Origin of the sequence: Bacteroides propionicifaciens DSM 19291 = JCM 14649, from assembly GCF_000375405.1 — a bacterium.
GTDB classification, from domain to species: domain Bacteria; phylum Bacteroidota; class Bacteroidia; order Bacteroidales; family Bacteroidaceae; genus Bacteroides_E; species Bacteroides_E propionicifaciens.
The window spans coordinates 14,182-27,154 of sequence record NZ_AQWS01000017.1 but is presented as its reverse complement, the minus strand read 5'-3'; the positions used below and the strand labels follow the sequence as shown (position 1 = coordinate 27,154).

The 12,973-nt window shown below is 38.0% G+C and carries 6 protein-coding genes; 3 read left to right on the top strand and 3 right to left on the bottom strand.

Annotated elements, in window-relative coordinates; genetic code table 11:
• Positions 1 to 60: 60 nt before the first annotated feature.
• From B091_RS0106665 to rsmA, 3 genes are all read right to left on the bottom strand, one after another.
• Positions 61 to 1,857 (bottom strand): DUF349 domain-containing protein, encoded by a 1,797-nt coding sequence (locus B091_RS0106665; protein ID WP_018109235.1) that lies wholly within the window; start codon positions 1,855 to 1,857, stop codon positions 61 to 63.
• Positions 1,858 to 1,964: 107 nt separating this feature from the next.
• On the bottom strand, positions 1,965 to 3,299 hold the full coding sequence (gene mgtE, locus B091_RS0106660) for a magnesium transporter (RefSeq protein WP_018109234.1): 1,335 nt from the start codon (positions 3,297 to 3,299) through the stop codon (positions 1,965 to 1,967).
• 48 nt (positions 3,300 to 3,347) lie between these two features.
• On the bottom strand, positions 3,348 to 4,136 hold the full coding sequence (gene rsmA / locus B091_RS0106655) for a 16S rRNA (adenine(1518)-N(6)/adenine(1519)-N(6))-dimethyltransferase RsmA (RefSeq protein WP_018109233.1): 789 nt from the start codon (positions 4,134 to 4,136) through the stop codon (positions 3,348 to 3,350).
• Positions 4,137 to 4,547: 411 nt separating this feature from the next.
• Here rsmA and B091_RS0106650 point away from each other — a divergent pair, with 411 nt between their 5' ends.
• The 3 genes from B091_RS0106650 to B091_RS0106640 all read left to right on the top strand — a co-directional run bounded on the left by B091_RS0106650 (position 4,548) and on the right by B091_RS0106640 (position 12,861).
• The gene (locus B091_RS0106650) at positions 4,548 to 5,564 is read left to right on the top strand and encodes a lysylphosphatidylglycerol synthase transmembrane domain-containing protein (RefSeq protein WP_018109232.1); all 1,017 of its coding nucleotides are present in this window, start codon (positions 4,548 to 4,550) and stop codon (positions 5,562 to 5,564) included.
• The gene (locus tag B091_RS0106645) at positions 5,536 to 6,996 is read left to right on the top strand and encodes an aminoacyl-histidine dipeptidase (protein WP_018109231.1); all 1,461 of its coding nucleotides are present in this window, start codon (positions 5,536 to 5,538) and stop codon (positions 6,994 to 6,996) included. Before B091_RS0106650 ends, B091_RS0106645 begins: the two co-directional genes overlap by 29 nt.
• A 159-nt stretch (positions 6,997 to 7,155) precedes the next feature.
• Positions 7,156 to 12,861: an alpha-2-macroglobulin family protein gene (locus tag B091_RS0106640; RefSeq protein WP_018109230.1), complete on the top strand. Its 5,706-nt coding sequence runs from the start codon at positions 7,156 to 7,158 to the stop codon at positions 12,859 to 12,861.
• The last annotated feature ends 112 nt before the right edge of the window (positions 12,862 to 12,973 follow it).

The window sequence follows — 12,973 nt, the reverse complement described above, 5'->3', positions numbered from 1 at the left end:
TAAGGCATGTTTAGTTTTTACGTCATCTCTCAATGAAATATAAATATGTAAATCAATATTTTAGATGCTAGTGTTTAAAACTTCAATTTTCTTTTCTAAAACAGCTATGTCTTCTTTAAGCTTGTCAGCCTTACGGTTGATTTCGTCAAGTAGGCTACCACCACTCTTGGTTGATAAGGTTAAGAAACCTAGGTTGTTTTCGTAAGTTGTTAAGTCCGACTTCATCTTATCTAGCTTGCGTGTTAGACGCTCTTTTTCTCTATAAAGGGCTTGGTCGTTGCCTCCTTCTTGGATAGAGGTCACTAGATTTTTAAAGTTGTTTATCTTCTTACTAGCTTGTCCTTTGTTAACCTTGTCGAAATAGTTATCAACAAGCGTTCTGTACTCTTTGTATATTTCGTCTTTAACCTTGAAAGGTACATGCCCGATGCTGTTCCACTCTTTAATCAGTTCGTGGACTTGCTCGTTGATGTCATCAGCTTCGACTTCGCCATTTACTAGAGCTTTAAGCTTAGTAATAATCTCTTTTTTTGATTCGAGATTGGCTGTTTCTGATTTTCTAAGCTCGGCGTTGTGCTTATTTCTGTTTTCGAAGAAATGGTCGCAGGCATCGTTGAATCGTTTCCATTGAGGGTTTGATAGTTTGCGATGAACTGGTCCTATCTTTTTCCACTCTTCTTGTAGCTTGATGAGTTCAGAGCCTGTAGTTCTCCAGTCAGTGCTTTCTTTAAGCTCTTCGGCTTTTTTACAAAGCACCTCTTTTTTAGCAAAGTTATTTTGCATTTCATTCTTCTGCTCCTTTAAGAACTCATTCTTTGAGTCGAAGAATCTGTCACATGCTGCTCTAAAGCGTTCGAATATTTTATTATTCATTTGGCGAGGAGTAAAGCCGATGCTTTTCCATTCTTCTTGTAATGCAAGTACAGCTTCAGTTTCTTTGCTCCAAGCATTAAAGTTATCGAGTACTGAAAGGTCTATAGCTTCTATTTTTTCACAGATAGCAGCTTTTAGCTCCAAGTTTTTAGTTTGCTGTTCTTTAAGCATTTCAAAATGGTCTTGGTGTTTCTTGTTGATAACCGTTGAAGCCTCTTTGAAACGCTCCCAAATGCTGTCTCTTAGCTCTTTAGAAACAGGACCTATTTCACGCCATTGTTGGTGAAAGTTCTGAAGCTGATGAAAAGCCGAAACTACATCGGACTCTTGATCAAGAGCTTCAGCTAGCTCACAAATCTCTGTTTTTTGCTCAAGGTTCTTCTTGAAGTCGTACTCTCTAAATTCGATGTTGAGTTTTAATTTGTCGTAAAACTGTTCAACATAGAGTTGATAGTTGCTCCAAAGCTTATTGAGCTCCGATTGTGGTACTTGACGTATCTCGTTCCACTGATTTTGTAATTCTTTAAACTCTTTATAAGAGCCGCTAACGTCATCGGGAGATTCAACAAAGTCTTTGATCTTGTCAATGATGGCTAGTTTGAGTTTTAAATTCTTTTGTCTTAGCTCTTCTGTTTGAGCTGCTATTACACGACGTTTAGCTTTCACTTGCTCTATCAAGTCGTTCAACTCAGCTTCTAATGGGTTTACTTCAGGCTTGAAATCCTCTGGCTTACCACCATCAGCAATGAATTTGGCTTGTTGCTGTTCAAGGTCACTTAGATGTAACTTGTAAAAAACCTGTTTAAGTGTGTCAAGTTCAGACTTATTGGTGTTTTCAGCTTCATCTAGTAGTTGCTTTAGTTTGTCTACAACCTCTTGTGTTGTACTCAAAAAAGTCTTATCCTGTTTGTCGGTAGCCTCTTGTGGAGTGCTAGTTGGGACTTTTTGATTGTCTAAAGCATCTTTGTTTTCTAGGGAGTCCATCATTGTACAATTATTTAGATAATTTAGGTCTAAAGCCTATAGTTAAATTTTTACTTTGTTTACTTAAAAGCAAGTGTTTTGATATTTTCTGTGAATATATAAATATTTTATGATAGTAATCGTGTTAAAAACAGATAAAACATCATTCCTACAATATCGTTGGTAATTGAAATAAAAGGTCCTGTAGCAATTGCTGGGTCTATTTTCAATCTCTCTAGGGTCATTGGGACAACAGTTCCAAAAATAGAGGCAAACATTACTACCGAAAAAAGGCTCAGTGAAACCGAGTAGGTGATTACCGCTGTTGGTCCAAATCTAAAAAAGTTAAAGATGTATACCAACATCGAAATAATGGTCGCATTGACAAGCGCTACAACCGATTCTCGAGTCACTTGTTTAAGAGTTTCTTTTGAGTTAAGTGAGCTATTGGCTAGACCTTGTACCACCAATGCCGATGACTGTGTTCCTACGTTACCACCTGTACCACCGATTAAGGGTATGTAATAAGACATTTCGGTTGTTAGTGTTGAAGAGAATCCTTCAATTAACACTGAGTTTCCCATTCCTCCAATCATACCAATGAGTAGCCAAGGCAGCCTTGCTCTGGTTTGTTTGAATAGGTTGTCGTCAGTTTCAACGTCTTGCGAGATACCCGAAGCCAACTGGTAGTCTTTCTCTGCTTGTTCACGAATTTCATCCATCACGTCATCGACGGTGATAATGCCCTCAAGCCTTCCGATACCATCGACAACAGGTAATGCCACTAAGTCATATTTTTCAATAATCTGAGCTACTTCCTCAAGGGGCGTATCTACCCTGACCGATATGGGGTCTTTTTTCATCACGTGCTTTACCTTCGATACAGAGGGTGAAGTTATCACCTTTTTTAGAGGGAAAACACCTTGCAATCTGTTATCGTCGTCGATAACATAAACATAGTGTACGTTGTCGAGTTCTTCAGCCTGCATACGCATCTCTTTAAGACACTCGGGCATACTGAGATTCTCGTTGACTTTAACCAACTCTGTGGCCATAAGTCCACCGGCAGTATGTTCGTCATACTTAAGCAGGTCAACAATATTCCCTGCTTGTTCGACGTCTTCTATGTGCGATAGAATTTCGCTTTGCTTTGTGGTATCAAGATCACGCATTAAGTCTACTGCGTCATCGGTATCCATATGATCAATCAAGCGTTTGGCGATCGTTGCTGAAGGAAGTAATTCCAGAAACTCATTACGCATATCGTCATCCATCTCAACCAAAACGTCTGCTGCTACCTCGTTATCGAGTAAACGGAAGATGTCTTTTGATTCGGATGAAGTCAGATCGTTTAATAACTCTGCTATATCAGCAGGGTGAAGTTCTGATAAATACTCCTTAATTTGATCTTGAGCTTTCTCTTTGATCAAGGATTTGATATGGTCTACTTTTTCTTCGTTCACGACTTAAAATCCTTTTAATTATTTAGCTACTCGTGTTATGTTTGAGCTTTATGTGTTTGCTAGCTCTTTTGCTACTCGGTTGGTGATGTCTATAAATTCGGCAACGCTCAACTGCTCGGGTCTTTTCATGAAAATAGGATCTGCTGTAATTGGCGAGTTTTTACCTAAAACTAGTTTAATCGAATTACGCAATGTTTTTCTGCGTTGATTAAATGTTGCTTTAACAATTCGCTTGAAAAGCTTAGGGTCACAGCCCAAATCAGTAGTCTTATTTCTTTTCATACTGATTACAGCACTCTTCACTTTAGGAGGTGGATTAAATACATCCTCACTAACGGTGAATAAATATTCTACATCATACCAAGCTTGGATTAGTACTGATAAAATGCCATACGCTTTTTTACCCGGTTTAGAGGCAATTCTTTCGGCTACCTCTTTTTGAATCATACCCGAGCATAGTGGTATAAGCTCTTTATAGTCGAGCATTTTAAAGAAAATCTGACTAGAGATATTGTAGGGGTAGTTGCCGATCAGTACAAAGGGCTTACCGTCAAACAACTCGTTCAAATCCATTGCCAAAAAATCAGCTTCAATAACCTTGCCCTCTAACTCTTTGAAGGTTTCGTTGAGGTAGGCAATAGATTCAGTATCTAAATCTACAACTTGAAGGGGTCTGTTTTTAGGGATTAAATATTGGGTAAGTACTCCCATTCCAGGGCCTACTTCAAGGATTGGTAATTCAGGTACAAGATCTACCGTGTCTGCAATATCTCGAGCTATTTGAAGGTCCTTTAGGAAGTGTTGCCCTAAATGTTTCTTAGGTTTGACTAATTTCATCTACTAATTTTATGGTATAACTGTTTATTATTAATTGACAAAGATAGGCTAATTCGAGCCAAAAATTAAATATTAGCTCTTTTTATCTTTATTGTGAGCTTAAGTTTATTACACAGCCATTTAGGTCTTGGCTTAATATTAGCTACCCAGCTGGATATTCTTAAGCTAGAGTCTTCTCTAAATGTTTGGGAATTAATTATTTTCTCAGTCTTAATTATTTATGGTTCCCATAGCCTTTTATTATCCTTTTAAAGGATATACTGTTTAGTATGGTTCGACCTACTCGCATGGTCAAAGTCAGTAGCTCGGAGCAGGTAAACGAGTAGGTCGTTTTTTTATTTCCATCTAACTTGGTTGGTCTTTCGCATAATTCTTATAAAATAAGTAGTTTTGTCAACTCATAGTTGAAAAATGAATAAAATAAGCTTCAAGCATGTTCTTCAGGTTCTATTGCCCTTTTGTTTGGGTATTGGGATTATAGGGTGGATTTATCGAGATTTAGATTTTGATGAAGTTTGGGATGTTCTCAAGACCCAGACGAAATGGTCTTGGATGATCGCTTCACTCTTTTTTGGCCTACTTAGTCACATTATTCGTGGGCTACGCTGGGTGTTGGCGTTGGAGCCACTTGGAGTAAAACCCAAAAAGAGCAATGCAATTTACGCTATATTCACCTCCTATGCAGTGAATCTTGTTGTCCCTAGGTTAGGCGAGTTTACACGTTGCGGCGTATTGTCAAAATACGATGGAATATCCTTTAGTAAGTCGTTTGGAAGTGTTGTTGCGGAGCGAATGGTCGACAGCTTTTGTGCTATCCTAATTTTAGTACTGGCCGTAATTCTTCAAGGTGGTTACTTTATCAACTTTTTTAATGAGACAGGTTTTGTGATTCCTTACGAAGATCTCTTGAAAAGTAAGTTCTTTTATCTTTCACTATTGGGTATTATCGGCGTTGTGGGAGTGCTTTTTTTCTTTGTACGTAAACTTGCTCTGATGGGACGCATAAAACGAATACTTATCAACATGTGGGAAGGGATGATTGCACTAGTAAAAATGAAAAACGGAGGTCTATATATATTGTTTTCCGTGCTTATTTGGAGTTGCTATTTCCTTCATTTTTATCTGACTTTCTTCTGCTTTCCCTTTACATCCGATTTAGGTCCACTTGCTGGCTTAGCTCTTTTTATTGTTGGTAGCTTTGCTGTAGTAGTCCCAACCCCCAATGGAGCGGGGCCTTGGCACTTTGTAGTAATTACGCTAATGACCATTTATGGCATAAGTACAGCTAATGCAGGAATATTTGCACTTATTGTACATACTATTCAATCGTTTTTAGTAGTTTTGTTAGGAACCTATGGATTTGTGGCTCTACCCTTATCCAATAAAAAACTATTAAACAATGAAGACAATACTAGCTTTAAGTCCTAAAGAAGTTTGGAAGCATTTTCATGCTTTGACTCAGATTCCACGTCCATCAGGACATGTTGAACAGGTAAGAGAATACTTAATCTCTTTTGGTAAAAACTTGGGCCTTGAGTCTTTCTCAGACGAAATAGGCAATGTTATTATCCGTAAGCCTGCTACAGCAGGGATGGAAAATCGCTGTGGAGTAATTCTTCAAGGTCATATGGATATGGTTCCTCAAAAGAATAACGATACAGTTCACGATTTTGAGAAAGACCCTATCGAAACTATCATAGATGGTGATTGGGTTAGAGCCAATGGAACAACTCTAGGTGCCGATAATGGTATGGGTGTTGCTGCTGCAATGGCTGTACTAGAATCAAAAGATCTTAAACATGGTCCACTCGAAGTTTTAATAACTACTGACGAAGAAACAGGTATGGTAGGAGCTTTCGGGTTGAAAAAAGATACCATTCAAGGTGATATCCTTCTAAATCTTGACTCTGAGACTGAAGGTGACCTATATATAGGTTGTGCTGGGGGTGTAGATATTACAGCTTCTTTGCAATATAAAGACATTGAACCCGACTTAGACGATGTTGCTGTTGAGGTAATCCTTAAAGGACTACGTGGAGGTCACTCTGGTTTAGAAATAAACACTGGTCGTGCAAATGCCAATAAATTAATGGTTCGTTTTGTGCGTGAGGCAGTAGCTGCACTCGATGCTTGCCTCTCTTCTTGGCAAGGTGGAAACATGAGAAATGCAATTCCTCGTGAAGCACATGTTGTACTAACCATCCAAAAAGAAAACTTAGAAGAGCTTAAAGAGCTTGCTAAACATTGTGAGAATCTATTCAATGTAGAGTTTGGTGCAATAGAAACTCCGATTACACTCTCTGTTGTCGATACAAAACTCCCTAAGGGTATTGTTCCAACTGAAATTCAAGACAACCTAATCTCAGCTATATTTGCTTGCCCTAATGGTGTTCTTCGTATGATTCCAACTATTCAAGATACGGTAGAGACCTCTACTAATATGGCAATTGTTGAAATTAAAGACGGTAAAGCCGAAATTAACTCACTTACAAGAAGTTCTTCAGACACGATGAAAGAATACTTGGCAACGATGATTGAGTCTTGTTTTGGTATGGCTGGAATGAAGATTGAACTTTCGGGTTCATATTCAGGATGGAACCCAAATGTAAAGTCTCCAATCCTAAAGACTATGACCGATGTTTACCATAAACTATTCAATAAAGAACCTGATGTTAGAGTGATCCACGCAGGTCTAGAATGTGGTATTATCGGTGCTGTTGAGCCTGAACTAGATATGATCTCATTTGGACCCTCTATGGAGTCTCCGCATTCACCTGCTGAGCGTGTTCATATTGATTCTGTAGCTAAATTTTACGATTTACTTGTTGCTTCACTTGAAGCAGTTCCTGTAAAGAAGTAATACTTAATAAAGATTAAACAAACCCCTCAAGACGAAATATATTGACTCTTGAGGGGTTTATTGTATAGATACACTACTAATATACAAAATTGAGTATCTTAGTAGTAAGATTTTATTTGCTATAAGCTGAATTAAATAGGAATACGAAATACAATAGATATGAAGAAATGGTTATCATTAATTGTAATTGGGGTAGTAGCTTTAAGCACTATGGCTTTTACAAGCTCATTTAAAAAGTTATGGGCTAAGTATGAATCATCCGTAGAACAAGGTTTACCTAAGACTGGGATTGATATACTTTCTAAAATTCAAGATAAAGCTAAAGGTAAGAGAGATATAGGGCACTATTTCAAAGCTACCTATCTCAAGGCTGAGCAAAGTATGAGCCTTGGCTACAGTGACACAAAGAAGAATATTGAAGAACTCGAAGAGTGGCTTGCAGGGGTAGACACTCCCGATCAAAAAGCAATTATTTCGGCTATTCTGTTTTCAAACTATCTGAATTACTTTAATAATAATCGGTACAAGTTTAATGAGCTTACTGACATTGAGGCCTCCGAAAAACCTTCCGACGACATCGATCAGTGGACGGTCAATCAGTACCAAACACGAATCAATGATTTGTATGATGCTATTTTTGTGGATTCGGAATTTTTACTCACTAAGTCGGCCAAAGACTATATTCCTTTTATAGAGATTCATGACTTTGGAAAATACTTTAATCACGACTTATATCATGTGATTTATACATTCACGCTGAATACTTTAAATAGCTATCCTTACGGTCCAGGATGGAGAGAAAACTTAGCTTCAGACTTGAGAGATACCACTATCGATTTATATCATAAAAACTCCGATGGTGTGTTGCTTCTTGAGCTGGATGGGTTTACCTCGGATAGAAACTTTAGGTTCGATTTTAGTAAAAAGCTTGATCGTATAGATGAGCTCATTGAGCAAAATCATAGTTCCGAATTGGTGGTTGAGGCTGTAGCTGTAAAAATGAACTTACTGCTTTCTCAGCGAGTTAATTCCAATCTGAATTATCCTGACATGATTCAACAGGCGGAGTCTTACATTAAGAAATATCCTAAGTATGCAAGGATAGAGATACTTAGTGATATTATTGAGCGCATTAAAGCACCTGCTGCTTCGCTAACTATAAGAAAACATGCCCATACCAATGAAAATATAATAGCCACGCTGAGATATAAGAATATCAACAAGGCAAATATCAATCTATATCTATGGACTGGTGATTCTTCTCTAAAGCTTAATAATATACAAGAGCAATTGGACAAGAAGGAATCATCTAAAGACTTTTTGGTTAATAATACCAAGCTAATTGATGATTTAGTGTTGAATGATATTTATACCAAAGACCATAAATTGGTCAACGATACAACCTTGAATATTTCTACGCCAACTGAAGGTCTTTATGTTATAGCCTTTTATACAGATAAAAGTGAAGATAAATCTTATCAGTTGGTTACTGTTCAAAACACAACATTGATTAGACAGTCTTCTCAAAACCACGATTATGACTTTTTTACTGTTGATATTTTGAGTGGTGCACCTGTAGAAGGAGTAGATATTAAATTACTATCTTCTTCAAAAGACAATTTAGGTCAGAAAAAACAAGTTGCAAATCTATTAACCGACAAAAACGGTCGTGCCTCTTGGGTTGTTCCCGAAAGTTTTGACCCTCAGACTTACTTAAGCCTTCTAGCACAAGTAAACGGGCAAACAATTTACGACGATAATGAACGTACGATTTACGCTCAGAGTAAAGTGCAAAATCCTTATTCTGATAAGATAACATATAACTTAATTACAGATCGAAGATTATACAGACCTGGTCAACGAGTTTATGTTAAGGGATATATCTATCAGCAAGACTCTATTTCGGGTAAGTATCGTGTAGTTCCTAACTATAAGGGGACAATGAATGTCCGCGATAACTCTTCGCTGGTTGTTGGTGATTTTGCATTTGAAACAACTGATTTTGGTTCTTTTACTACTCAGGTACAATTGCCAACTTCCATGTTATATGGAAATGTAAGCTTAACAATCGCTAATGAGCAAGGGAATCAGCAGACCATAATGGTTGAAGAGTATAAAAGGCCAACCTTTGCCCTAAGTTTTCTTCCTATTGAAGGCGCTTACAAAGGGGGTGATACCGTTACACTACGTGGTAGGGTAGAGAGTTTTAGTCAGTCTATGTTGACCAATGCTAAACTTGAGGCAGAAGTATCTCTCTATGACTATAGTCAAGGTAAATCAAGAATTATCCCTTGTCATTTTATTAAACCAAGAGCATCCGAAGTTTCGATTAAAGATGGGCTGGTTATTGACTCAGATGGTAACTTTGCATTAGAAGTTTCGACTCTAAAAGATATGCAGGGGTCATATCAGGTAAAGGTTAAACTCGTTTCGGCCGATGGCGAAACACACGAAGAACAAACTAATTTCTATGTGTCGGAGGCTCCTTATCGTGTATTTGCGAGTCTACCCGCTGTGATCGACTTGAATGTTCCTTTAGTACTTAGTTTTGCTGCTCAAAACAATGACGGCACTTCTGTTGAGGCAAAAGGTGAGTATAAGTTGTTTAAGCAAACCGATGAGTACGAAAAACAAGAGCCCCTTTTAAAAGGATCGTTTGATACCGAAAACAAAGAAGTTGTTGACCTCGCATTTTTACCCGTGGATAGCTATGTCTTGTCTGTTTATGGAGAAGATGGCAAGATGAGTAGTAGCAATTACTTCCAAGCATTCTCCAAAAAAGAAACTGCTGTTCCTGTTGATAAAGGGGAGTGGTTATATGTAGAGAAAAACACGTTTAGTAAAACTGAACCTGCTGTTGTTTATTTCGGATCAGCTGAAAAGGATGTTCGACTTTTTGTGGATGTTTACACCCTTAAAGGTAAAGTGTATTCAGAAAACAGCCTTCTAGATCGATCATACACTAAGCTAGCACTGCCTTTTAGTCAAGCGTATCGAAGTGGAGCCGTTGTGGTATTTACTTATTATAAGAACCATAGACTATATACACGAAGAGTCTCTTTGACTTTAGATGCTAAAGAGGAAAACCTATCGCTAAGTTGGCTCACTTTTAGAGATAAAATTAATGCTGGGGCTAAGCAGGAGTGGATTCTTCAGGTGTTGGATGCTCAAAGCAGACCAGTGACAGATGTAGAGTTGCTAGCTTTAATGTACGATGCCTCTTTGGATGAGCTCACACCAGCTTATATGCGAGGTGAAAGTCGATTCGATTTCAATAATGCAAGTCTTCCGTCGGTAGATGTATATTCATCAGCTAGGAATTATAAAAATACTATTTACTCAAAGTTTGCTTTTGACCAGAATCCTAAGTCTATTCCTGAATACTCGTTTGATAAGTTTTTCTTCTTTGAACAATATAAGCCGAGAGTGATGATTAGGGGAATGTCTAGGGCTAAAGTATCCTTCGATGGCGAAGATAGACAATATGACGAGCTTTCAGAAGCTGTAGTGACGGGTGCTGTTAATGCAGCACCACAGGCTGTAATGGAAGAGAGTGCAGCAGATGCTGGAGCAATGAATCAAGCAGGTGCGACAACAGCTATTCGCTCGAACTTCGATGAAACAGCATTCTTTAAACCCACTTTATCTACAGATAAAAACGGGAAAGTAAAGATTAGTTTTACAAGTCCTGAACAACTAACCAAATGGAATGTACAGGTTTATGCACATAATAAGGATATGATTGTCGGCTATTCCGATAAGATTGCTTTTACAGAGCGTAAATTTGCCATTCTTATGAACACGCCACGTTTCATTCGTCAAGGTGATAAAGTGACGTTAAGTTCAATCTTGAAAAATGCTTATCCTACGTCCCTAGAGTCTTCTGTTGAGCTGGTTCTTTTTGATCCTGTTACCGATAAGCAAATCGCTAAATTCAAACAAGCTGTAGCTGTTAAGGCTAACTCTGAAAGCACTGTGTCTTTTGAATTGCCAATGTTAAGTGATCGAAGTGAAGTTGGTATTCGTATCCTAGCCAATGCTGGTAAGCACAGTGATGGGGAGCAATATGTAATTCCTATTCTCTCTAATATTGAACCTTTTATTTCGGGCAAATCAATCATTGAAATTAAGCCAGGACAGAAAACAGTTGATCTAAGTGATCTCTTTGGGAATAATGCTAAAACAGCAAAAAATAAAGAAGTACTTGTTGAGTTTACCTCAAACCCCTTGTGGTTTACTGTAGATCCAATCTTGCGTACATGGATGTCGAGTTCGGTAAGCTCGTTGAGTTTAAGTAATAAGTTGGCTGTGAGTAGTGTTGCTTACGAGCTATGGAAATCTAATCCAGAGTTTATCAAATCGTTCACAAAAGATAATTCATTTAAGAGTTTTGATAATAATGCTCAGTTTAGAACAATCTTAAATCAAGAAACTCCTTGGGCGGCTATGCCAGCTAATCAAGAGAATACAATTTCTATGTTCCAGCGTGAGGTGGTTATAAATACCTCTCAACTTCAACTTAGAGGTTATCTTGACCAGCTTAAAGCGCTTCAAGGAGCTGATGGTGGCTTTGCATGGTATGAAAACATGGATTCTAGTGTGAGAGTTACACTGTTGGTGGTGCAAAACTTATTTGATTATAGCCACTCGACTGGAGTAGACGCGGCTAATGCTTCTCTTGCTAGTGAAATGATAGATTCAGGATTAAACTACCTCTATGCAACACTCTTTAGAGCTGAATATATTAAAGATATTGTAATGCCTTCGGTAGCACAAATGCAGGTGGTTGTGTTGGGCTTGAATCAGAAGTTGAAGTTCTCACAAGAGCAGAAAAAGCAAAATGAGTTAATTGTGAGCTTGTTGCCAACAGTACTCAAAGATGGAAGCCTTATGCAGCGTGCATTGGCTTTACAGTTGGCTGTGTCTGGAGGGCACAAGAAACTAGCTAATAGTTTCCAGTCTTCATTAATTGAGTATTTGTATGATGATGCGACAAGTGATGGGGTTTATTTTGCTGGAATTCAGTTCGATAAACTACCATTGTATGAGCAGTTGAATACCCATATTGCTGCTATGAAAGCTTTAGAACATTGGCAGAGTGATGAACAAAGACTAAATGATATGAAGTTCTGGTTGGCTGCTAAATTAAATAACGAAAAAGTTTATAACGAGTTTACTGCAGGTGCAGCTATTTCTGCTATTGGAATGGACTCCCAAAAAACTAAGGCTAACACTGAGCGTTTAACTATTAAGTTAGGCAAAGAAGAGTTAGTCGTGGATGCTAAAAAACCTTTTGTAAAGCAAACTATAAGGGTTGACCAAACTACGCCTGAAATGGTGCTTGATAAGACAGGTAATCAGGTAGTTTGGGGTAGGATTATTGGTAAGTATTATGCGCCAATTACGGATGTAAAATCTTCGGGCTCTACCATTCAAGTTGATACGAAGTATTATCTGGAGCAAGTAGTGAATGGTAAGAAAGAACTCAAACCAATAACAGAGAAGACTATCCTTCAGGCAGGTGATGTTTTGGTTAGTCGTGTTAATTTTAAGCTTGAACGTGATATAGATTATGTACAGATAACAGATAGTCGCGCAGGCAACCTTGAGCCTACTGTAACGAATTCAGGTTACAGGTGGAACAGCTTGCTTAGAGGAAGGCAGTTTATAGCGTCCTATACATCTGTTCGAGATGCATCTACCCAGTATTTCTTTTACTCCTTAGAAAAAGGTAGCTATGTTCTAGAGAATAGATCGTTTGTAGTCCGTGGTGGTCAGTACCAAACTGGTACAGTAACGATACAAAGTGCTTATTCTCCTGAGTTGTCCGGCTATTCTGGTAGTCAAGTTATTGATTCTAAATGAGTAACTATCTAGTTGCTACTATCAAAATGTCCTCAATAAGAAGTTACTTTCTTATTGAGGACATTTTTTATTATTGGGAACAAGTACGGACTTCTTGTAAAATAATTTACTT